At 74.6% G+C, this 22,390-nt stretch carries 19 protein-coding genes; 8 read left to right on the plus strand and 11 right to left on the minus strand.

Annotated features, from left to right (window positions below):
- Window positions 1-59: 59 nt before the first annotated feature.
- Window positions 60-1,556 (minus strand): sensor histidine kinase, encoded by a 1,497-nt coding sequence (locus ACI79C_RS07970; protein WP_456945092.1) that lies wholly within the window; start codon window positions 1,554-1,556, stop codon window positions 60-62.
- A 184-nt stretch (window positions 1,557-1,740) separates the two neighbouring features.
- Window positions 1,741-2,484: a glutamine amidotransferase gene (locus tag ACI79C_RS07975; protein WP_456945093.1), complete on the minus strand. Its 744-nt coding sequence runs from the start codon at window positions 2,482-2,484 to the stop codon at window positions 1,741-1,743.
- A 134-nt stretch (window positions 2,485-2,618) separates the two neighbouring features.
- On the opposite strand from ACI79C_RS07975, the gene zwf reads away from it, so the two are divergent.
- From zwf to ACI79C_RS07995, 4 genes are all read left to right on the plus strand, one after another.
- Entirely contained in the window at window positions 2,619-4,109 is a 1,491-nt protein-coding gene (gene zwf / locus ACI79C_RS07980; protein ID WP_456945094.1) for a glucose-6-phosphate dehydrogenase, read from the plus strand.
- Between the two features lie 192 nt (window positions 4,110-4,301).
- Window positions 4,302-5,132, plus strand: coding sequence for a hypothetical protein (locus ACI79C_RS07985; protein ID WP_456945095.1), 831 nt, complete (start codon window positions 4,302-4,304; stop codon window positions 5,130-5,132).
- The gene (locus ACI79C_RS07990; protein WP_456945096.1) at window positions 5,132-6,931 is read left to right on the plus strand and encodes a fumarate reductase/succinate dehydrogenase flavoprotein subunit; all 1,800 of its coding nucleotides are present in this window, start codon (window positions 5,132-5,134) and stop codon (window positions 6,929-6,931) included. The genes ACI79C_RS07985 and ACI79C_RS07990 overlap by 1 nt, the downstream gene beginning before the upstream one ends.
- Window positions 6,928-7,752: a succinate dehydrogenase/fumarate reductase iron-sulfur subunit gene (locus tag ACI79C_RS07995; protein WP_456945097.1), complete on the plus strand. Its 825-nt coding sequence runs from the start codon at window positions 6,928-6,930 to the stop codon at window positions 7,750-7,752. Before ACI79C_RS07990 ends, ACI79C_RS07995 begins: the two co-directional genes overlap by 4 nt.
- 19 nt (window positions 7,753-7,771) lie before the next feature.
- Here the strand turns inward: ACI79C_RS07995 and ACI79C_RS08000 are convergent, their stop codons facing one another.
- The gene (locus ACI79C_RS08000; protein ID WP_456945098.1) at window positions 7,772-7,993 is read right to left on the minus strand and encodes a hypothetical protein; all 222 of its coding nucleotides are present in this window, start codon (window positions 7,991-7,993) and stop codon (window positions 7,772-7,774) included.
- A 231-nt stretch (window positions 7,994-8,224) separates the two neighbouring features.
- On the opposite strand from ACI79C_RS08000, the gene ACI79C_RS08005 reads away from it, so the two are divergent.
- The 3 genes from ACI79C_RS08005 to ACI79C_RS08015 all read left to right on the plus strand — a co-directional run bounded on the left by ACI79C_RS08005 (window position 8,225) and on the right by ACI79C_RS08015 (window position 12,256).
- Window positions 8,225-9,859: a glycoside hydrolase family 13 protein gene (locus tag ACI79C_RS08005; RefSeq protein ID WP_456945099.1), complete on the plus strand. Its 1,635-nt coding sequence runs from the start codon at window positions 8,225-8,227 to the stop codon at window positions 9,857-9,859.
- 67 nt (window positions 9,860-9,926) lie between these two features.
- Window positions 9,927-10,565, plus strand: a complete 639-nt coding sequence (locus ACI79C_RS08010) for a TetR/AcrR family transcriptional regulator (protein WP_456945100.1) — start codon at window positions 9,927-9,929, stop codon at window positions 10,563-10,565.
- The gene (locus tag ACI79C_RS08015; protein ID WP_456945101.1) at window positions 10,562-12,256 is read left to right on the plus strand and encodes an MDR family MFS transporter; all 1,695 of its coding nucleotides are present in this window, start codon (window positions 10,562-10,564) and stop codon (window positions 12,254-12,256) included. The genes ACI79C_RS08010 and ACI79C_RS08015 overlap by 4 nt, the downstream gene beginning before the upstream one ends.
- A gap of 41 nt (window positions 12,257-12,297) precedes the next feature.
- On the opposite strand, the gene ACI79C_RS08020 is transcribed toward ACI79C_RS08015, so the two are convergent.
- The 4 genes from ACI79C_RS08020 to ACI79C_RS08035 all read right to left on the minus strand — a co-directional run bounded on the left by ACI79C_RS08020 (window position 12,298) and on the right by ACI79C_RS08035 (window position 15,620).
- Complete coding sequence (locus tag ACI79C_RS08020; protein WP_456945102.1) at window positions 12,298-12,726, minus strand: nuclear transport factor 2 family protein; 429 nt, start codon at window positions 12,724-12,726, stop codon at window positions 12,298-12,300.
- 46 nt (window positions 12,727-12,772) lie between these two features.
- Window positions 12,773-14,002 carry an MFS transporter gene (locus ACI79C_RS08025; RefSeq protein ID WP_456945103.1) on the minus strand — a complete coding sequence of 410 codons (1,230 nt, stop codon included), beginning with the start codon at window positions 14,000-14,002 and terminating at the stop codon, window positions 12,773-12,775.
- A 77-nt stretch (window positions 14,003-14,079) separates the two neighbouring features.
- The gene (locus ACI79C_RS08030) at window positions 14,080-15,231 is read right to left on the minus strand and encodes a glycosyltransferase family 4 protein (RefSeq protein ID WP_456945104.1); all 1,152 of its coding nucleotides are present in this window, start codon (window positions 15,229-15,231) and stop codon (window positions 14,080-14,082) included.
- A gap of 32 nt (window positions 15,232-15,263) precedes the next feature.
- Window positions 15,264-15,620: an STAS domain-containing protein gene (locus tag ACI79C_RS08035; RefSeq protein WP_456945105.1), complete on the minus strand. Its 357-nt coding sequence runs from the start codon at window positions 15,618-15,620 to the stop codon at window positions 15,264-15,266.
- Between the two features lie 222 nt (window positions 15,621-15,842).
- Here ACI79C_RS08035 and ACI79C_RS08040 point away from each other — a divergent pair, with 222 nt between their 5' ends.
- On the plus strand, window positions 15,843-16,331 hold the full coding sequence (locus tag ACI79C_RS08040; RefSeq protein WP_456945106.1) for a hypothetical protein: 489 nt from the start codon (window positions 15,843-15,845) through the stop codon (window positions 16,329-16,331).
- 18 nt (window positions 16,332-16,349) lie between these two features.
- Here ACI79C_RS08040 and ACI79C_RS08045 read toward each other — a convergent pair whose 3' ends face one another.
- The 4 genes from ACI79C_RS08045 to ACI79C_RS08060 all read right to left on the minus strand — a co-directional run bounded on the left by ACI79C_RS08045 (window position 16,350) and on the right by ACI79C_RS08060 (window position 22,098).
- Window positions 16,350-17,051, minus strand: coding sequence for an HdeD family acid-resistance protein (locus tag ACI79C_RS08045; RefSeq protein WP_456945107.1), 702 nt, complete (start codon window positions 17,049-17,051; stop codon window positions 16,350-16,352).
- A 154-nt stretch (window positions 17,052-17,205) separates the two neighbouring features.
- Window positions 17,206-17,562, minus strand: coding sequence for a thioredoxin family protein (locus ACI79C_RS08050; protein WP_456945108.1), 357 nt, complete (start codon window positions 17,560-17,562; stop codon window positions 17,206-17,208).
- A gap of 77 nt (window positions 17,563-17,639) precedes the next feature.
- Window positions 17,640-18,623 carry an intradiol ring-cleavage dioxygenase gene (locus tag ACI79C_RS08055; protein ID WP_456945109.1) on the minus strand — a complete coding sequence of 328 codons (984 nt, stop codon included), beginning with the start codon at window positions 18,621-18,623 and terminating at the stop codon, window positions 17,640-17,642.
- Window positions 18,624-18,723: 100 nt separating this feature from the next.
- Complete coding sequence (locus ACI79C_RS08060; RefSeq protein WP_456945110.1) at window positions 18,724-22,098, minus strand: pyruvate carboxylase; 3,375 nt, start codon at window positions 22,096-22,098, stop codon at window positions 18,724-18,726.
- Window positions 22,099-22,390 lie beyond the last annotated feature (292 nt).

The raw sequence follows: 22,390 nt of genomic DNA on the forward strand, positions 1-22,390 counted from the left end.
CGCGGGGACCGCCCCCTGCGTGCCCGCAGTCTGCTCCGGGACGGTGCCGGGGTCGACCGTCAGAGGGAGGCGGCGTCCAGGTCGGGGTCGAGGTCGGGCTGGGCGACGCCGGCGTGCGGCAGCCGGACCGTGAACGCCGTCCGGCCGGGCTCGCTGTGCACGGAGACCGATCCGCCGTGACCGGTGACGACCGCGCGGACGATGGCCAGGCCGAGGCCGGTGCTGCCCGCGGTGCGTGATCGCGACGAGTCGCCACGGGCGAACCGCTCGAAGACCGAGCCGAGCAGGTCCGCAGGGATCCCCGGCCCGTCGTCCACGACCTGGAGCACCGCCTCGCCGTCCTCCACCCGCAGCCGCGTGACGGCGGTCGTCCCGGGCGGGGTGTGGGTGCGGACGTTGGCCAGCAGGTTGGCCAGCACCTGGTGGAGACGGCTGTCGTCCCCGGGCACGAGGACGGCGGTGGCGGGCAGGTCGACCCGCCAGCGGTGCGCGGGGCCGGCGGCGTGCGCGTCGCTGACGGTGTCCATGACCAGCGCGGTCAGGTCTACCTGCTCGCTGGCGAGCTCGCGGCCGGCGTCCAGCCGGGCGAGCAGGAGCAGGTCGTTGACCAGCACCGACATCCGCTCCGCCTCGGACTCGACCCGGCGCAGCGCCTGGGCGACGTCGTCGGGGACCGCGCTGCCGCTGCGGCGCACCAGCTCGGCGTACCCCCGGATCGAGGTCACCGGCGTCCGCAGCTCGTGGCTGGCGTCGGCGACGAACTGCCGGACCTGTGTCTCGGAGGCCTGCCGGGCCGCCAGCGACTCCTCGACGTGGTCGAGCAGCCGGTTGAGGGCCGCCCCCACCCGGCCCACCTCCGTGTGCGGGTCGGTGTCGGCGGGGGGCACCCGCTCGGCCAGCCGCACCTCGCCGCTGGACAGCGGCAGCTCGGCCACCCGGCCGGCGGTCGCGGCCACCCGGTGCAGCGGCCGGAGGGTGCGGCCGATGACGAGGAAGCCCGCGCCCGCGGCGGCCAGCATGCCGAGCAGGCCCGCGGCCACCTCGACACCGACCAGCCGGAGCAGCGCGTCGCGGGTCGCCGCGAGGGGCAGGCCGGTGACCAGCACGTCCCCGCCGGCACCCGCGGTCGCGACCACCCGGTACTGCCCCAGCCCGCCGCCGAGGTCGACGGTGCGCGGCACGCCGTCGGGCGTCACGTCCGCGAGGACCACCGCCTGCGCGGCGGTGACGGGCCGGCCCTCGCCGCTGGCGGTGATGACCGCGGCCTCGGTCACGACGCCGTCCTCGACCCGTGCGCCCAGCGTGCCGTCCCCCTGCCCCGGCGTGGCGAGGAAGTCCGGGCCGACGTCGTCCCCGCCGGGGCGGCCACCGGCATCGGCGTGGGCGGAGCGCTCGACGGCCGCCGCCAACCCGGTGTCGACCCGGTCGAGCATCTGGTCGTGCAGCGCGGTGGTGGCCGCGACGCCGACCACGGCCAGGACCAGCGCGAGTGGCACGAGGAAGACGGCCAGCAGCCGGGCACGCAGCGACAGCCGCCGGGCGGTCGCGGTCGTCATGACCCCACGGTGAGCCGGGCGGCTGGACGTCTGCTGGACGCCGGGATGGAGGTCGCTGGAGGCCCGTGTGGCCCGGCTCACAGGACCGCCCCGACCCCGCCGGATGGGTGCCGTCCTCGCGGTGTACGGCGAGGTCGGCGACGACACCGCGCGGCGCGTCCCGCGGGGGCTGCCCGGGGTGTTCTCAGGCGTACCGGGCGACGAAGTTGGCCAGCACCAGCCCCGGCGCGCTCACCACGGCCAGCTCGAGGCGGGCGATGAGCTGCTGCATCTCGTCGGGCGGGAAGTAGCCGGCGTGCTGGTAGACCCGCACCCGCGTGACGATGCCGGGGACGTCGAGCTCGGGGTGGAACTGCGTGGCGTACACGTTGCGCCCGACCCGGAACATCTGGACCGGGCAGCCCGGCGAGGTGGCCAGCAGCACCGCGGACGGCGGCAGCACCCGGCAGGCCTCCTTGTGCCCCACGAGCGCGTCGAAGACGTCGGGCACGCCGGCCAGCAGCGGGTCCGTCCGGCCTGCGGGGGTGAGCTCGATCGGCACGCAGGAGATCGGCTCGCCGAAGGTCCGGTCGACCACGCCGCCCTGGTGCACGCCGAGCGTCCCGACGCCGTAGCAGGCACCCAGGAAGGGGAAGTCCCGGGCGACGACCCGGTCGAGCAGGGCGGAGAGCTCGGCCTCGACCCGGCGCTGGACGGCGGACTTCTCCTCGGCCGGGTCGCTGGAGTTGAACGGCCCCCCGCCGAGGAGGATCCCCGAGTAGTCGTCGAGGTCGAGCTCCGGCAGCGGACCGGCCTCCAGGCGGATCCGGCGCAGCTGCCCCTCGGCCAGCCCCGTCAGGCGCAGGAACGCCGCGTACTCCTCGTCCGCGGCGACGTCCTCGGCCCGTGAGGCCAGCAGCAGGAACGGCCTTCCGGGCGGGGTTGCCATGCCGACCAGGTTCCCGCATCGCGGCACCGGCAACCCGCCGTCCTTCCGCACCGCCTGCAGCGGGAGTAGAAACGGCCCATCCCGGCGCGACGGGCACCGTCCCCGCCGGCCCTGCGGGGAGGGGTGCCCGACCCATGACGACCGAACCCGACCGGCGCTCGCCGCCCTGCGCACTGGTCATCTTCGGCGCCTCGGGGGATCTGACCGCGCGGAAGCTGCTGCCGGCCGTCGAGGCGCTGGCAGGGTACGGCGCACTCCCCCGCGAGGTCGCCCTCGTCGGTGTCGCCCGGACGCCGATGGGCGACGACGAGTTCCGCGGCTACTGCCGGGAGCGGGCCCGCGGCGAGGGCAACGGTCGCTGGCAGGAGCTCACCGCGGCGGCCCGGTACGTCGCCGGCGGGTACGACGACCCCGCGACGTACGCCCGGCTGTCGGAGGTCCTGGCCGAGTGCGACCGCGACCTGGGGACCGCCGGTAACCGGATGTACTACTTCGCCACGCCGCCGCGGCTGTTCGGCCTGATCGCGGTGAGCCTGGGGGAGGCGGGGTTGAGCCGGCCCACGGACGGCTGCTTCGTCCGGGCGGTGATCGAGAAGCCCTTCGGCTGGGACGAGGACAGCGCCCGGGCGCTCTACACGGACCTGACATCGGCGTTCGACGAGGAGCAGGTCTTCCGGATCGACCACTACCTGGCCAAGGAGACGGTGCAGAACCTGCTCGCCCTGAGGTTCGCCAACTCCGTGTTCGAGCCGATCTGGAACCGGAACTGGGTCGACGACGTGCAGATCACCGTCGCCGAGACGATCGGCGTCGGCTCCCGCGGCGGCTTCTACGAGACGGCGGGGGCGATGCGCGACATCGTGCAGAACCACGTCCTCCAGGTGCTCTCGCTGTTCCTCATGGAACCCCCCACGTCGTTCCACGCGGAGGCGATCCGGGACGAGAAGGTGAAGCTGCTGCGCGCGATCCGCCCGCTGGACGACCCGGCGGACGTCGCCGCCAACGCGGTGCGCGGCCAGTACACGCGCGGCGGCACCCGCGAGGAGCTCATGCCGGGCTACCGGGACGAGCCCGGGGTCGACCCGCTCAGCTCGACCGAGACGTTCGTGGCCCTGCGGCTGGACATCGACAACTGGCGGTGGACGGGCGTGCCGGTCTTCGTGCGGACCGGCAAGCGGCTGCCCGCACGGGTGACCGAGGTGGCCATGGAGTTCCGCCGTCCCCCGCAGCTGCCGCTCTTCCCGGGGACCGCCACCCACCTCGAACCCGACGCCCTGGTCGTCCGCGTCCAGCCGGACGAGGGGCTCAGCCTCCGGTTCGGCGCGAAGGTCCCCGGGCACGCGTTCCGGGTGCAGAAGGCCTCCATGGACTTCTCCTACGAGAGCTTCGAGGAGCAGTCCCCGGACGCCTACGAGCGGGTCATCCTCGACGCCCTGATCGGTGACCCCACGCTGTTCACGCGGGCCGACGAGGTGGGCCGGTCGTGGCGGATCGTCGACCCGGTGCTGCGCTGCTGGGAGGCCGACCAGCAGCCGATCCCGCTGTACCAGGCGGCCACCTGGGGTCCGCCGGAGGCCGCCGCGCTGATGACCCGGCACGGCCGGACCTGGCGGAACCTGGGCTGAGCGCCGGCACGGACGCGGCGGACGCCGACAAAGCCCTTCCCCCGGACTCCGCGTCCGTGGTCGACTGCGCTCCACCGCCGGGCCGGCGGGCCAGCAGCACCTGGAGGCAGCGATGTCCCTGGAGCAGTTCGAGGTCGCGGCGCGCAGGCGCGCCACCGCACGAGTGGGCACCGGACCGGACCGCACGGCGTCGTGACCGCCACCGCGCCCCGCGGCTCCGGGGCGGTCAGCCCGGGACACGGCAACGGCGGGCCGGCCCCGCGCCGGGCGGCGATCGCGGCCCGGACGCTGCGCACCGACCGCTGGTGGCTGCAGCCGGCGATCACCGTCGTCGCGCTGGTGCTGTTCGTCGTCTACTCGACGTTCCGCGCCTTCCAGAACGCCTACTACTTCAGCGAGCCCTACATCTCGCCCTTCTACTCCCCGTGCATCACCACCGGGTGCGAGGGCAGCACGTTCCCGGAGCTGTTCACCGGGCCGTCGTGGATCTCACCGGCGATCTACATCCTGGTCGTGCCGCTGGGCTTCCGGCTGACCTGCTACTACTACCGGAAGGCCTACTACCGCTCCTTCTGGCTCTCCCCACCGGCCTGCGCGGTCGCCGAGCCGCACAAGCGCTACACCGGCGAGACCCGGCTGCCCCTGCTCGGCCAGAACCTGCACCGGTACTTCTTCTACCTGGGGCTGCTGTTCAACGTGGTCCTCACCTACGACGCCGTCCTGGCCTTCCGGGACGAGACCGGCGCCTGGGGGCACATGGGGCTGGGCACCCTGGTGCTGCTGGCCAACGCGGCCCTGCTGTGGCTGTACTCGCTGTCCTGCCACTCCTGCCGGCACATCGTCGGCGGGCGGCTGAACTCCTTCTCCCGGCACCCGCTGCGCTACCGCGCCTGGACGCTGGTCTCGCGGCTCAACGCCAACCACATGAAGTACGCGTGGATCTCGCTGTTCGGCGTCGCCTTCGCCGACTTCTACGTCTTCCTCCTGGCCACCGGCACGATCTCGGATCTGAGGTTCTTCTGATGGTGGAGCTCGAACGGCACGACTACGACGTCGTCGTCGTGGGCGCCGGCGGAGCGGGCCTGCGGGCCGCCATCGCCGCCCACGAGGAGGGCGCGCGGACCGCCGTGGTCTGCAAGTCCCTGCTGGGCAAGGCGCACACGGTCATGGCGGAGGGCGGCATCGCCGCGGCGATGGGCAACGCCTGGCCCGACGACAACTGGCGGGTGCACTTCCGGGACACCATGCGCGGCGGGAAGATGCTCAACCACTGGCGCATGGCCCAGCTGCACGCGCAGGAGGCGCCCGACCGCGTCCACGAGCTGGAGGACTGGGGCGCCCTGTTCGACCGGACCCCCGACGGGCTGATCAGCCAGCGCGACTTCGGCGGGCACCGGTTCGCCCGCCTGGCCCACGTCGGCGACCGCACCGGCCTCGAGCTCATCCGCACCCTCCAGCAGCGCACCGTCGCCCTCGGCATCGACGTCTACATGGAGTGCACCGTCACCCGCCTGCTGACCGACAGCGAGGGGGTCACCGGCGCCTTCGGCTACTGGCGCGAGTCGGGCCGCTTCGTCGCCTGGCAGGCACCCTCGGTCGTCCTGGCCACGGGCGGGATCGGCAAGGCCTACAAGGTCACCTCCAACTCCTGGGAGTACACCGGCGACGGCCACTCCCTGGCACTGCAGGCGGGTGCCTCGCTGGTGAACATGGAGTTCGTCCAGTTCCACCCCACCGGGATGGTCTGGCCGCCGTCGGTGCGCGGGATCCTGGTCACCGAGAGCGTCCGCGGCGACGGCGGCGTGCTGAAGAACTCGTCGGGCAACCGCTTCATGTTCGACTACATCCCGGACTTCTTCCGCAAGGAGACCGCGGAGACCGAGGACGAGGCCGACCGCTGGTACGACGACAAGAAGAACAACCGCCGTCCACCCGAGCTGCTGCCCCGCGACGAGGTGGCCCGCGCGATCAACAGCGAGGTGAAGGCCGGCCGCGGGTCCCCGCACGGCGGCGTCTTCCTCGACATCGCCTCGCGCCGCCCCGCCGAGTACGTCCGCAGGCGGCTGCCGTCGATGTACCACCAGTTCAAGGAGCTGGCCGACGTCGACATCACCGCCGAGGCGATGGAGGTGGGACCCACCTGCCACTACGTCATGGGCGGGGTGGAGGTCGACCCGGACACCGCCGCAGCCCGGGTGCCCGGGCTGTTCGCGGCCGGTGAGGTCGCCGGCGGGATGCACGGCTCGAACCGGCTGGGCGGCAACTCGTTGTCGGACCTGCTGGTGTTCGGCCGGCGCGCCGGCGTGGCCGCCGCCGAGCACGCCCACAAGCGGGCCGGCCTGGTCGAGCTGGCCGACGAGGCGCTCGCCGACGCGGCCCGCGCGGCGCTCGCACCGTTCGAGCGGGAGGGCGGGGAGAACCCGTACACGGTGCAGTTGGACCTGCAGCAGACGATGCACGACCTGGTCGGCATCATCCGCACCGCGCCGGAGATGGAGCGGGCGCTGGACCGGATCGCCGACCTCGCGCGGCGGGTGGACGCGCTCTCCGTCGAGGGGCACCGCCAGTACAACCCCGGGTGGCACCTGGCCCTGGACCTCCCGCACATGCTGGTGGTCAGCGAGTGCATCGCCCGCGCCGCCCTGGCCCGCGAGGAGAGCCGCGGCGGGCACACCCGCGACGACTTCCCCGCCGCGGACGCCGAGTGGGCACGGATCAACCTGGTCTGCACCCGGGCGCCGGACGGCGGGGTGAGCGTGGCCCGCCAGCCCCTGCCGGAGATGCCGCCCGAACTCGCCGAGATCTTCGAGGAGCAGCCGTGACCGACCTCGTGGACGGGCCGGCCAGCGCGACCGACGCGGCCGAGGAGCCCGCGGCCGCGAGCGGTCGCAGCTACGACGCCACCTTCCGGGTCTGGCGCGGCGACGCCTCCGGCGGCGACCTGGAGACGTTCACCGTCCCGGTCAACGAGGGCGAGGTGGTGCTCGACGTCATCCACCGGCTGCAGCAGACCCAGGCCGGGGACCTCGCCGTCCGGTGGAACTGCAAGGCCGGCAAGTGCGGGTCCTGCAGCGCGGAGGTCAACGGCCGGCCGCGGCTGATGTGCCTGACCCGCATGAGCACCTTCGCCGAGGACGAGACGGTCACCGTCACCCCGCTGCGGACCTTCCCGGTGATCCGCGACCTGGTCACCGACGTCTCGTACAACTACGAGAAGGCCGCGCAGATCCCGGCGTTCACCCCCCGGCCGCGGGACCCCGACGGCAACCACCGCATGCAGCAGGTGGACGTCGAACGGCCCCAGGAGTTCCGCAAGTGCATCGAGTGCTGGCTCTGCCAGGACACCTGCCACGTCATCCGCGACCACGAGGAGAACAAGCGGGCCTTCGCCGGGCCGCGGTTCCTCATCCGGCTGGCCGAGCTGGACATGCACCCGCTGGATGTGCGGGACCGCCGCGACGCCGCGCAGGAGGAGTTCGGGCTCGGCTACTGCAACATCACCAAGTGCTGCAGCGAGGTCTGCCCGGAGGGCATCCACCTCACCGACAACGGCATCATCCCGCTCAAGGAGCGGGTGGTGGACCGGAAGTACGACCCGCTCACCTGGCTGGGGTCGAAGATCCGCCGACGCCCGCATGAGTGACCGACGCCCTCAGGAGTGATCAGCCCTCCCCCGCGGCCGCCCGCCGCTCCGCGCCGCTCTCGCCGGCGTCCCCGGGGTCGTCGCCGCCCGCGACGCGCCCGACGAAGCCGCCGGCCTCACCGGTCCCCGTCGTGCCGACGGCGTCCGGGGCGTGGCTGTCCCCGCCGCCCTCCGCCCGCGTCAGTGCCTCGGCGTCGTCGCGGTCGACGTCGTCCTCACCGGGCCGGGGATCCCGCTGCATCGCTCGTCCTCCGTCGGTCGGGTGTCCGGGCTCCGGTCCGTCCGGTACCCAGCCGGCGGGCCCGCACGCCGCCGAGCCGCCCTGTCGGGTGAGGTCTCCCGAACCCGTCGGTCACGCCTGCCACACGGGTGACAGCCGACCTGGGCGGTTGGCGAGTTCTGCCCAACCCCTCCGGGTCATTCGTGGGACCTGTCACACAGTTGTGAGCGAGCGTCCGCCGATAGTGACGGCATGGCACGCCGCCTCTCTCTCGCGAGGACCGCGACCCAGCGCCGGGTCGCTCCCGCCACGGCCTCGGCCCCCTGGTGGCGGGACGCGGTCGTCTACCAGGTGTACCTGCGCTCCTTCGCCGACAGTGACGGCGACGGGATCGGCGACCTGCGTGGCCTGCGGCAGCGGCTGCCCTACCTGGCGTGGCTCGGCGTCGACGCCGTCTGGATCAACCCGCACTACCCCTCCGGCGGCGCGGACGGCGGCTACGACGTCGTCGACTACCGCGCGGTGGACCCCGACTACGGCGACGTGTCCGACCTCGAGGCCGTGGTCGCCGACGCCCGCCGGCTGGGGCTGCGCGTGGTGCTCGACGTCGTCCCCAACCACACCTCCGACCAGCACCCGTGGTTCCAGGCCGCGCTCGCCGACCCGACGTGCCCCGAGGCCGGGCGCTACCACTTCGCGCCGCCGTCGGAGGAGCCGCCGAACAACTGGCAGTCGCTCTTCGGCGGGCCGGCGTGGTCGCGCACCCCGGACGGGCGGTGGTACCTGCACCTGTTCGCCCCCGAGCAGCCCGACCTCAACTGGCGCGACCCCGCCGTCGCCGCCGACTTCGAGGAGACCCTGCGGTTCTGGCTGGACCGGGGGGTCAGCGGCTTCCGGGTGGACGTCGCCTACGGCCTGTTCAAGGACGCGCAGCTGCGGGACAACCCGGGCGCCTACTCCCCCACCCTCTTCGGCCACGGGCCCGAGCAGGCCATGACGTGGAACCAGCCCGAGGTGCACGACGTCTGGCGGCGCTGGCGGGCCATCTGCGACGGGTACCCGGACACCATGCTCGTCGGCGAGGTGTGCCTCGCCGACCTCGAGCAGGTGGCGCTCTACTCGCGGCCCGACGAGATGCACCAGTCGCTGTCCTTCCGGCTGCTCAAGTCGTCGTGGGACACCGCGTCGTTCGCCGAGGCCATCTCCTCCGCGCTGGACGCCTTCGGCGGGGTGGGCGCCCCGGTCTCCTGGGTCCTCGGCAACCACGACAAGGACCGCCAGGTCACCCGCTTCGGCGGCGGGACGGTCGGCCGCGCCCGCGCCCGCGCGGCGGCCCTGCTGCTGCTGGCCCTGCCGGGCTCGGCCTACCTCTACGCGGGGGACGAGCTCGGCCTGCCGCAGGCGGTCGTCCCCGACGAGGCCAAGCGCGACCCGATCTTCCTGCGCAGCGGCGGCGCCCGGGCCGGCCGCGACGGCTGCCGCGTGCCGATGCCCTGGAACCCGACGCCCGGGGTCGGCTTCTCCGCCGACTCGACCGCAGCCGAGCCGTGGCTGCCGATCCCCCGCGACTGGCGCCGGTACGCGGTGTCCCTGCAGGCCGGCCAGGGCGGCTCGGCACTCACGCTGTACCGGCGGGCGCTGGCGCTCCGGAAGGCGCACCCGGCGTTCGGCTCCGGCGCCGCGACGGTGGACACGCAGGGCGAGGTGCTCACCGTGCGCAGCACCGGGTCCGGCGAGACCGTCCGGTGCGTGGTCAACATGGGCGCCGAGACGACGATCGCCGCCTGCCCGGGCACCGTGCTGCTGGCCTCGACCACCCGCGTCCGGCAGTCGGGGGGCGGCGTCGTCCTCCCGCCGAACAGCGCGGTGTGGATTCTGGAGGACTGAGCGCCGGGCCTGTGCCGTCGGGCACAGGTCCGGGCCATTTCCTGCACGGGGTGCAAAACTGCACGACGTGCATGTCGATGGGGGTCTGCGGGAGCGGAAGAAGGCCGACACCCGGCGGCGGCTGACCGAGGCGGCCCAGGAACTGGTGCTCGCGCACGGCCTGGACGGCGTGACGGTCGAGCAGGTCTGCGGCCGCGCGGGGGTCTCGCTGCGCACCTTCTTCAACTACTTCGAGTCCAAGGAGCAGGCCGTCCTCGGCCCGCGGCCGCAGGTAGGGACGCCGGAGAGCCGGGCCGCCTTCGTCGCCGGCGGTCCCACCGGCGACCTGCTGACCGACCTCCTGGACCTGCTCGACCCGTCGGCGCAGTTCGACGAGGTCGGCCGGGCCGGCCTGCAGACGGTCATCGCCCTCGCGGAACGGGAGCCGCGACTGCTGGCCGCCCACCTGGCCCGCGAGGTCTCCCTCGAGCAGGAGATCGCCGGCCTGCTCGCCGACCGGCGCGGTCTGCCTGCGCCCGACACCGGCTGCTCGGCGACGGCGGCCGCCGCCCAGGCCCTCGTGCGGACGGCGGCCCGCTCCTGGTTCGACGCCGACGACGGCACCCCGCTGCACGACGTCCTCCAGGCGACGAGGACCGCCTTCCTCGCCGCCCTCTCCACCGCGCCGACGGACTCGGCACCAGCACCGGACCAGGGAGCACGTTGACCACCCCGACCACCGACCCGGCACCGATCGTCCTGACCCGCCGCCGGGTCAACCTCATCTTCTCGGCGCTGGTCGCCGGCATGCTCGTCTCGAGCCTCGACCAGACGATCGTCTCCACCGCGATGCCCACGATCGTCGGTGACCTCGGCGGCGTCTCGCACATGGCGTGGGTGACCACGGCCTACCTGCTGGCCAGCACCCTGGTCATGCCCGTCTACGGCAAGTTCGGCGACCTCTGGGGTCGGCGCACCCTGTTCCTCCTGGCCATCGGCCTGTTCACCGTCGCGAGCGTGGGTGCGGCCCTGTCGCCGGACTTCACCTGGTTCGTCGTCTGGCGCGGGGTCCAGGGCCTCGGCGGCGGCGGGATGATGATCCTGAGCCAGGCGATCATCGCCGACGTCGTCCCCGCCCGGGAGCGCGGCAAGTACATGGGCCCGCTGGGCGCCATCTTCGGCCTGTCCGCCGTGGGCGGGCCGCTGGTCGGCGGCTGGCTGACCGACTCGGCCAGCCTCGGCTGGCAGTGGTGCTTCTGGATCAACGTGCCGGTCGGCGTGGCGGCACTGGTCATCGGCTGGTTCGCGCTGACCCTGCCGCGGAAGAGGAACTCCGAGCCGGTCGACTACGCCGGCATCGTCACCCTGTCGGCCGCGACCACCTCGCTGGTCTTCTTCACCGACTTCGGCGGCGACTGGGGCTGGACCGACCCGTGGACGCTGGCACTCATGGCGGCGTTCGTCGCGTCGGCCGCCGCCTTCGTGCTGGTCGAGCACCGGGCCGTGCAGCCGATCATCCCGATGTCCCTGTTCCGCAACGGCACCTTCGTCGTCACCACGGCGCTGGGCGCCGCCGTCGGCCTGGGCATGTTCTCGGCGATCGCCTTCATGCCGACCTTCCTGCAGATGGCCTCGGGGACCTCGGCGGCCAGCTCCGGCCTGCTGATGCTGCCGATGATGGGTGGCCTGTTCATCACCGTCATCGGCTCGGGCATCGCGACCACGAAGACCGGCCGGTACAAGGCCTTCCCGGTCGCCGGCGTGCTGATCGTGGCGGCGGCGATGGTGTGGATGACCAGCCTGTCGGGTGAGACCTCGCTGGTCACCGTCTGCGCGATGCTGTTCGTCGTCGGCCTGGGCCTGGGCCTGATCATGCAGATCGTGGTGCTGGTGGCGCAGAACGCCGTCCCGCCGGCGGACCTGGGCTCGGCGACCGCGACCAACAACTACTTCCGCGAGGTCGGCGCCACCCTCGGCGTGGCGATCTTCGGCACGATCTTCACCAGCCGGCTCGCCGACAACCTCGGCGGCGCGCTGCAGGCCAACGCCGACCAGGCGGTCGCGGCGGGCATCACCTCGCCCGACAGCCTGGTCCCGCAGGCGGTGCAGGCGGCCGGTGAACCGCTGCGCACCGCGATCGTGGACTCCTACGCCGACGCCCTCGCCCCGGTGTTCGGCTACCTGCTGCCGGCCTTCGCCATCGCGCTGGTGCTCGCACTGCTGCTCAAGGAGATCCCGCTGTCGGACGTGGCCGGGATGGTGGCCCGCGGCGAGGCCGTCGAGGACCCGTCGCTGCACGGGTCCGCCCGCCCCGACGACGGCCGCCCCGACGACACCCACTCCGACGACGGGGAGAGCGCCGGCCTGCGTGCCCGGGACGCGGCCGATGAGGAGCGGTCCCCCGCCGTCCGCGGCTGACCGCCGGCTCCGGCGCCGGGCACGTCCCCGGCGCCGGAGCGTCAGGACGGCGGTACGAGCCGGACGGCCTCCAGGGCGGTCAGCGCCCCGAGCTCGTCGGCCACCATGACGATGTCGGTGATCCGGCCGTCGGAGAGCGTCAGCACGTCGATCACACGGAGCACCAGCTCGCGGCCGGTCGGGTCCAGCGAGCCCGCGGCGGTCGTCCACGGCCCGACCTGGCGGCCGCGCATCCGGAAGGCGACGGCGACCCGCTCGCCGGCGTCCACGACCGCGACCACCTCGCGCTCCAGCCGCTCGAAGACCGCCTGCACGGCCCGGGCCCGGGCGACGAGGTCGGACACGGCGATCGGCGTCCCGTTGACCCGCACCGGGTCGGCGTAGAGCTCCCGGAAGGCCGCGACGGCGGCACCGCCGTCCGGCAGCGGGTCGGTCCACAGCCGCAGCAACCGCTCGACGTCGAAGGGCACGCGGCCATGCTCGCCGCGGCGCGGCCGGTCCGGCCAGGGCCCTCGGTCAACGAGGGTCCGGGCCGGGCGGCAGGGTCGCGGTGCGGCCGAGGACGACGGAGAGGACGAGTGCGGCGACGGTCAGGCCCCCGGCGAGCAGCACCACGGCCGGCCAGCGGCCGCCGTCCCAGGCGAGCCCGGCCAGCGTGCCCCCCACCGACGAGCCGACGTAGTACCAGAACGAGTACAGCGAGGCGGCCTGCCCGACCGCGCGGCCGCCCGACGCCGCCCGCAGCGCCACCCAGCCACTGGCCACGCCGTGCGCGGCGAAGAAGCCGACGGTGAGCACGCACATCCCGGCGACGAACCACGCCAGCGGCGCGGCCAGGGTCAGCGCCACCCCGCCGGCCATGACCGCCACCGCGACCGGGACCACCGGCCGCCGTCCGAAGCGGCCGGCCAGCTCACCGCCGACCGCGGAGCTGGCCGACCCGAGCAGGTAGGCGAGGAAGACCAGGCCGGCGACCGCGGGCGTCAGCGCGTACGGCGGGGACTCCAGCCGGAAGGTCGCCGCGTTGTAGACGGCCACGAACGCGCCCATGAGCAGCGCCGCGAGGCCGTAGAGGCCCAGCAGCACCGGGTCGGTGAACCCCGCGGCCAGCTGGCGCAGCACCGGCACCTGCCGCGGCACCCGCACGAACCGGCGGGACGGCGGCAGCATCAGCCGGACGGCCACCGCGCAGGCGACCCCGAGCAGGGCGATGCCGCCGGCCGCCGCCCGCCACCCCCCGACGTCGACGAGCAGACCGCCGAGCAGCCGGCCGGTCAGCCCGCCGATGGCGTTGCCGCTGACGAACAGCCCGATCGCCCGCGCGCTCACCGAGGCGTGCAGCTCCTCGCGCAGGTAGGCCGCCGCCACGGCGGGCAGGCCGGCCAGCGCGAAGCCCTGCAGCGCACGCAGCACGAGCAGCACCGGCCAGGACGGCGCCACGGCGACCAGCGCCCCCAGCACCGCGGCGGCGGCCAGGCTGCCGTGCAGGATCGCCGTCCTCCCGCGGCGGTCGGACACCGGGCCGAGCACGAGGAGCCCGGCGGCGAGGCCGGCGGTCGCGACCGAGACGGCCAGCGTCGAGGCCGCCGACGAGCGGCCGAAGACGCGCGCGAGCTCGGGGAGCAGGACCTGCGGCAGGTAGAGCATGGCGAACACCGCGATGCCGGCCAGGAAGATGGCCAGCGACGCACGGCGGAACCCCTGTTCGCCGGCCCGGTGTCCCTCGGCGGCCGGTCGCGGGTCCATGCCCCGACTCTGCGCCTGTGACCAGGAGCACCGTGCGGTGGTCCCCGGCCGGGAGCCGGGACCGCGGACGCGCCGGGTCAGCGGGCGAGCGGCCCGGGCGCGCGCCGGGCGAGCCCCGCGTAGACCGCGGCCACCCGGTCGACCAGCCGTGCGTGGGACCAGCAGGCCGCGAGCTCGCGGCCGCGCTGCCCCATGCGCCGGGCGGTGCCGGGGTCGAGCAGCAGGGAGACGACGGCCCGGGCTATCCCCTCGTCGTCCCCGGGCGCGACCAGGAACCCGCTCCCCCGGTCCTCGACCAGGTCGGGCAGCCCACCCACGCGGGTGGCGACGACGGGGACCCCGGCGGCCATCGCCTCGCAGACGACCAGCGGTGACCCCTCCGAGCGCGACGGCACGACGAGGACGTCGAGGCCCGCGATGACCGTCGGGGCGTCGTCCCGGTAGCCGGTGAACTCGACCGCGCCGTCGAGACCGGGGGCGGTGGCCCGGGCCTGCAGGTCCGCCCGCAGGGGGCCGTCCCCGACCACGACGAACCGGGCCCACGGGACGACGGCCCGCACCCGGGACGCCGCCCGCAGGAAGACGTCCACCCCCTTCTCCGGGACCAGCCGGCCCACCACCCCGACGACCGGGGCCGCCGGCCGGGCGGGCGGCCGGCCGGGGAGCCGGGTGGTGGTGGCCGGCAGTGCCACCTCGACCCGGTCGGCAGGGACACCGAACCCGTCGACCAGCAGGTCGCGGATGGCCGAGGACACGGCCAGGACGTGGTCGGCGCGCCGGTAGACCCACCGGCTGACCGCCCGGTCCGACACCCCGCGCCAGGGCGCCTCGGTGTGCTCGGTGAGCGCGACGGGGATCCCCAGCCCCCGGGTGGCCCGCACGGCGGCGGCGGCGCTGGCGAACAGGTGGGCGTGGACGACGGCGGGCCGGCGCTCCAGGACCAGGCGGCGCAGCGCCCGGCAGTAGGGCCCGCTCACCCGCCGCTTCACCAGCTCGCCGACCAGCACCGACACCGGCACGCCGGTCTGCTGGAGAGCGGCGGAACGCACCCCACCGATCGAGCAGGCCACCTCCACCGGCCACCCGCGGCGCCGCAGGGCGATCGCCAGGTCGACCACGTACCGCTCGGCGCCGCCCCCGTCGAGGGAGTCGATCACCAGCAGCACGGGGACGGGGGTGGGCTCCTCACCCGGCAGGCCGTCCGGTCGGCGGACCTCGACGTCGGTCACGCCGGCTCCTCCGGGGGGCGGGCGCCCACGGCTCAGGCCGGGACGGCGAGCGGGGGTACCGGGTCCTCGGGCGCGAGCACGTGCCGGTCGAGCCGCAGCCGGGTCAGGGCACCGTGCAGCGCGGGCGAGGTCCCCAGGATCGTCAGCCGGCGGCCGTGCCGGGTGGCCCGGCGGTAGGCGGCCCCGATCGCCCGGAGGGCCGCGTGGTCGGCCACGGTGAGGTCGCTGACCTCGACGGTCCAGTGCGTGCAGCCACCCTCCAGCAGGGCCGACACCGCGGCGTGCAGCAGGTGGGTCGTCCGGCGGTCCAGCTGCCCGGCCAGCAGCAGCCGGCCGCCGACCGGGTCCAGCTCGACCAGGACGGTCGCCGCCCCGGGCAGACGCCGCACGATCGGGGAAGGAGAGGAGGGGGACATCATCACCTCGGCGGAGGAGCGAGGCGAAGCCGTCGACCGGTCGTCGCCTGCGCTCGGGAGGCCTCGGGCTGCATGCTCAACCCGACCGGAACCGTAACGGAACGGTGCCGTACCGGCCAGGGACGGAGGGCCCTGCCCGCGGCCGGGGATCCGGCGCAGAGTCGGCCGGGCCCACCCGACCCCGAGGAGCCCCCGATGACCCGACGCCGCGTCTCCCTCGCCCTGCTGGGCACCGCCCTGGCCGCCTCCGTCCTGGCCACGTCCGCCCTGCTGCTGCCCGGCGCCACCGCCGGCGCCGAGGAGAGCGGGGGCGACGACGAGGTGACCCTGCGCTTCGACGCCGTCCTGAGCCCGTTCAGCTACACCGACCTGGGGCAGCCCGGCCCCTCCCCCGCGGACGTCGTCGTCTTCTCCGACCGGCTGCTGCAGGAGGGCCGCGAGGTCGGCCACGAGGTCGGCAGCTGCGTGGTGGTCGATCCCTCGGGCCTGGCGAACTGCACCGCGGTCGTCACCCTCGACGGCCGGGGCACCCTCACCTACGCCTTCGAGAACGCGCCGCCGCCGGAGAAGACCCTGGCGGTCACCGGCGGGTCCGGCGACCACCGCGGAGCCCGCGGCGACGGCACGTTCGTCGAGCACGGCGACGGCACCGGCACGCTCACCCTGACCCTGGTCGGGCGCTGACCGCCGGCGGCCGGCCGCTCAGGTCCGCGGCGCCTCCTCGCGGGCCGCCGGCTCCCGACGCTCCTGCGGCGGGACGACGTCGGCGATGTCGATCCCGCTCGGTCCTCCGCCGGGGACCTCGCCGGCCGGGGTCCGCCCCACGTGCCGCAGGGTGAAGGCCAGCATGATCGACGAGATGCCCCGGAACAGCGCCATGACCCCGACCCAGAACAGGATCAGGAAGGTGCGGCGCGCGAGCGTGTCCGCCGGGTCGTCGGTGGACACCCAGAGCGCGAGCAGCAGCAGGGCCACCCCGCTGACCAGTCCGGTCCACCAGTACGGGGTCTCCCCCCGGGAGGCGATGCCGCGGACGATGTCGAACGTCCCGGCGAACAGCAGCACCAGGCCGAGCACCGAGGCCAGCGCGAAGAACGTGTTGATCGGCCGGATGAACGCCCACAGCCCCGCCAGCACGAACAGGGCGCCCAGCGCGTAGTGCAGGACCTTCCAGCCGCCGGACACCAGGCCGGCCAGCGCGGCCTCGTTGACCCCGGCCGCCACGAAGACGATGCCGAGCAGTACCCCGACCGCCGCGATCGACCCGACGTCGGCACGCAGCACGACCCAGGCGAGGAGCAGCCAGGCGACCCCGACGACCAGCATCACCCACCAGTAGCGGGCCGCCCCGCGGACCAGTACCCGCGTCGGCTCCTCCAGGCCCGTGCGTCCTCCGTCGTCCATGGCGTCCTCCAACGGTCGCCCGGCGTGCAGCCGCACGCCGGTGGGATCGGACGGGAGCGAGCCTGGCCCTCCCGGAGCGGGCCGACCACGGCCGTAGGTCATCGAGCGGCAGTGAGCCTGGCCCTCCCCGAGCGGGGTCGACCCGGGCCGTGGGTCACCCGCGGGGGAACTGCTCCCGGACCGCCACCATGTCGAGGTCGCGGACCGTGGCGATGAGCAGCTCCACCGAGTCGGCGGGCAGCGAGCCGGGCTCGGCGTACACCAGGACGCCGTCGCGGAACACCATGAGCGTCGGCACCGAGCGCACGCCCACCGCGGCGGCCAGCTCCCGCTCGGTCTCGGTGTCGACGGTGGCGAAGACCAGGTCGGGATGGCGCTCGGCGGCGGCCGCGAAGACCGGCGCGAACGAGCGGCTGGGGCGGTACCAGGCGGCACGGAAGTCGACCAGGACGATGCCCTCGGCGGTGACCGCGTCGGCGAAGTCGTGCGCGGAGAGGTGAACGGTGGTCATCGTCCCTCCCGGGTGCGGCGGAGCCCGCCGATCCGGGTACCCGGGTCGGCGGGCTCCGAGTCCTGCCGGTCGCCGGGTCAGCTCGGCGGGGAGCCGCCCGGCCCGCCGGACGGCGGCGCTCCACCGGGTCCTCCGGCGGGCGGTGCGCCACCGGGGGCGCCGGACGGGGCACCGTCGCCCCCGAGCTGCCCGCCGGTCGGCGGCGTGGTGGTGTCCACCCCCACGGCGAGGGTGACGGTGTACCCGCGGGTCACGTCCCCGGTGACGGTGCCGAGCTGGCTGGCGCCGCCGTCGTCGCCGAACACGTTGTCGCTGTCGAGGCTCACCTCGGCCAGGTTGGTCACCGAGGCCTCGTAGCCGGGCTGGGCGTACACCCTGTCGCAGACGTCCTGCGGGAGGGCGACCTGGGAGGTGGCCAGAGCCTTGGTGGAGTCGGTGATCGAGGCCTGGTCGGGGTGGACCTCGACGTGGACGTGCGGCCACCGCCCGCTGTAGCAGGCCGGGAAGATGCTGGTGAAGCGCACCGTCCCGGCGGCGTCGGCGACCTGCACGCCGCGCAGGAAGTTCTGGTCCTCGACGCCGGCCGAGTACATCGAGTAGCCGCCCTCGCGGGTGCAGTGCCAGACGTAGACGGCCACCCCCTCGAACGGGACGCCGCCGTTCGCGAGGTCGGAGACGGTGAGCTCCAGGGTCATCGGCACGCCCTCGGCGGTCCCGGTGGCCCCGCCGAAGCTGGACCGGATGTCGCTGCGGACGATGCCGCTCTGCTCGAGCACGTCCGGCCCGTTGGAGCCGTCGCCCGGGTAGGGGCCGGCGGTCTCCTCGGGGATCTCCCCCGCCGCCGTCGTCCCACCCGCCGACGCCGAGGACGACCCCCCGGACGAGCCGTCCGCACCGCACGCGGCCAGCCCCGTGCTCGCCGCGCCCAGACCGAGCAGTGCCAGCACCCGGCGCCGGCTCAGCAGCGTGCCGACGTCGAAGCCGAGCCCCTGGTCGACCAGCTCCTCTCGCGGTCGCGGCAGGGGGCGCCCCTCGTACGTCGCTCCCCGGTCGGGTGCCATGCGCTCTCCGTCCTCTCGTCGTGACGCCGACGATGCTCGGCACCGGACCGGGACGGGACCTGGGACGGCCCTGGGGTCCCCTGGGAGTCCCCGCGCCGGCTCAGCCGAGGACGACGAGCAGGTCCCCGCCCTCGACCTGCTGGACCTCGCCGATCGCGACGCGGGTGACGGTGCCGGCGACGGGGGCGGTGATGGCGGCCTCCATCTTCATGGCCTCGATGGTGGCGATGCCCTGGCCGGCCTCGACGGTGTCGCCCTCCTCCACCGACAGGGTGACGACGCCGGCGAACGGTGCGGCGACCTGGCGGGGGTCGCTGCGGTCGGCCTTCTCGGCGGCCTTGACCGCGGCCTCGATGGAGCGGTCGCGCACGCTCACCGGGCGCAGCTGCCCGTTGAGGGTGCACATGACCGTGCGCATGCCGCGCTCGTCGGGGTCGGAGACCGCCTCCACCCCCATGAGCAGCTGCACCCCGGGTTCGAGGTCGACGGCGTGCTCGGTGCCGGTCCGCAGGCCGTAGAGGAACTCCTTGGTGGGCAGCACCGAGACGTCGCCGTACTGCTCGGAGTGCGCCAGGTACTCCTTCGTCGGGCCGGGGAACAGCAGCCGGTTGAGGGTGGCGCGGGGCTCCTTGGCCAGCCCGTCGAGGTCCTCGTCGGTCAGCGCGGCGGGCGGCTGGGCCTCCCGGCGGCCCTCCAGCGCGCGGGTGCGGAACGGCTCGGGCCAGCCGCCGGGCGGGTCGCCCAGCTCGCCGCGCAGGAACCCGATCACCGAGTCGGGCAGGTCGTACTTGCCCGGGTCGGCGGCGAAGTCCTCGACACTGACGCCGGAGCCGACCAGCTGCAGGGCGAGGTCACCGACCACCTTGGAGCTGGGGGTGACCTTGACCAGCCGGCCCAGCAGCCGGTCGGCGGCGGCGTAGGCGTCCTCCACCTCCTCGAACCGCTGCCCCAGCCCCAGCGCGATGGCCTGCTGGCGCAGGTTGGACAGCTGCCCGCCGGGGATCTCGTGGGTGTAGACCCGCCCGGTCGGCGACGCGAGCCCCGACTCGAAGGGCGCGTAGACCCGGCGGACCGCCTCCCAGTACGGCTCGAGGTCGTTGACGGCGGCCAGGTCCAGGCCGGTGGCCCGCTCGGTGGCGTCGGTGGCCGCGACGATCGCCGACAGCGGCGGCTGGCTGGTGGTGCCGGCCATGGACGCGACCGCGCCGTCGACGGCGTCGACCCCGGCGGACCACGCGGCCAGCAGGGTGGCGGTCTGCCCGCCGGCGGTGTCGTGGGTGTGCAGGTGCACCGGCAGGTCGAACCGCTCGCGCAGCGCGCGCACCAGTGTCGCGGCGGCCGGCGGGCGGAGCAGGCCGGCCATGTCCTTGATCGCCAGCACGTGCGCGCCGGCCTCGACGATCTGCTCGGCCAGCCGCAAGTGGTAGTCCAGCGTGTAGAGCGTCTCGCCGGGGTCGGACAGGTCGCCGGTGTAGCACAGCGCCACCTCCGCCACCGCCGTCCCGGTCGCCCGGACCGCGTCGATCGCCGGGCGCATCTGGGCCACGTCGTTGAGCGCGTCGAAGATGCGGAAGACGTCGATGCCGGTGGCCGCGGCCTCCCGCACGAAGGCGTCGGTCACCTGCTCCGGGTAGGGCGTGTAGCCGACGGTGTTGCGGCCGCGCAGCAGCATCTGCAGGCACACGTTGGGCACCGCCTCGCGCAGCGCGGCCAGCCGGTCCCACGGGTCCTCGTGCAGGAACCGCAGCGCCACGTCGTAGGTCGCCCCGCCCCAGCACTCCAGGCTGAACAGCTGGGGGATCGTCCTGGCCAGGGCAGGCGCGACGGCCAGCAGGTCCTTGGTGCGCACCCGGGTGGCCAGCAGCGACTGGTGGGCGTCGCGGAAGGTGGTGTCGGTGACCGCCAGCGCCGTCCGCGCGCGCAGGTCCGCGGCGAAGCCCTCGGGGCCCAGCTCGGCCAGTCGCTGCCGGGAGCCGGCCGGCGGGGTGGCGCGCAGGTCGACGGCGGGCAGCTTCTCCAGCGGGTCGAGCAGGTGCGGCCGCTCGCCGTGCGGCCGGTTCACCGTCACGTCGGCCAGGTAGGTCAGCAGCCTGGTGCCCCGGTCGGCGGAGCTGCGCGCGGTGAGCAGCTCGGGCCGCTGCTCGATGAACGACGTCGTCACCCGGCCGGCGCGGAAGTCCGGGTCGTCGAGCACCGCCTGCAGGAACGGGATGTTGGTGGCCACCCCGCGGATGCGGAACTCCGCCACCGCCCGCCGCGCCCGGGCCACCGCGATGCCGAAGTCCCGCCCGCGGCAGGTCAGCTTCACCAGCATCGAGTCGAAGTGCGCGCCGACCTCCGCGCCCAGCGAGGACCCGCCGTCCAGCCGGATCCCGGCCCCGCCCGGCGAGCGGTAGGCGGTGATCCGGCCGGTGTCGGGGCGGAACCCGTTGGCCGGGTCCTCGGTGGTGATCCGGCACTGCAGCGCCGCACCGCGCAGCACGATCGTCTCCTGCGCCAGCCCCAGGTCGGCCAGCGTCTCCCCCGCCGCGATCCGCAGCTGGGACTGCACCAGGTCGACGTCGGTGACCTCCTCGGTGACCGTGTGCTCCACCTGGATGCGCGGGTTCATCTCGATGAACACGTGCCGGCCCTCGCGGTCGAGCAGGAACTCCACCGTGCCGGCGTTGACGTAGCCGATGGAGCGGGCGAAGGCGACCGCGTCGGCGCAGATCCGCTCCCGCAGCTCCGGGTCCAGGTTCGGGGCCGGCGCGAGCTCGACCACCTTCTGGTGCCGCCGCTGCACCGAGCAGTCCCGCTCGAACAGGTGCACCACGTTCCCCGCGCCGTCAGCGAGGACCTGCACCTCGATGTGGCGGGGGTCGACCACCGCCTGCTCGCAGAAGACCGTCGGGTCGCCGAACGCCGACTCCGCCTCCCGCATCGCCGCCTGCACCGCCGACGACAGCTCGGCGGGGTCCTCCACCCGGCGCATGCCGCGCCCGCCGCCACCGGCCACCGCCTTGACGAACACCGGGAAGGGCAGCGCCTCGGCCGCGGCCAGCAGGGTGTCCAGGTCGGCGCTGGGCTCGGTGGAGGCCAGCACCGGCAGGCCCGCCTCCCGCGCGGCCGCGATCGCCCGCGCCTTGTTCCCGGTCAGCTCCAGCACCGACGCCGGCGGGCCGACGAAGGTGATCCCCGCCCGCGCACAGGCCTCGGCCAGCTCCGGGTTCTCCGACAGGAACCCGTAGCCGGGATACACCGCATCCGCCCCGGCCCGCCGCGCCGCCCCGACGACCTCCTCGACCGACAGGTAGGCCCGCACCGGGTGCCCGACCTCGCCGATCTGGTAGCTCTCGTCGGCCTTGAGCCGGTGCACGGAGTTGCGGTCCTCCCAGGGGAACACCGCGACCGTGCCGATCCCGAGCTCGTACGCGGCACGGAACGCCCGGACGGCGATCTCACCACGGTTGGCCACCAGCACCTTGGAGAACATGGACTCACTCCGTCTTCTGGGTCCGGCCGGGGGGCAGGGTGGGTGGGGCGTCGGCGGACCGGTTCTCCACCGGGGCGGTCCGCCGTGGGCGGGCAGACCGATCGACGCCGGAGCGACAGTCGAGCACTCCGGTCGGGGTCCCGTCCAGCGGCGGCACCCCGGCGCGCACGTGCCCCCGCGCCCGGCGTCCCCGACCGGACGACGGTCCGGGTCGAGCGCCTCGAGGTGACCGGGCGACGGCCCGTGTAGCACGCTGGGGCCGCTCCATCGAGGCGGTCCCGTGCCGAGGGAC

Source organism: Geodermatophilus sp. SYSU D00697, assembly GCF_054050175.1.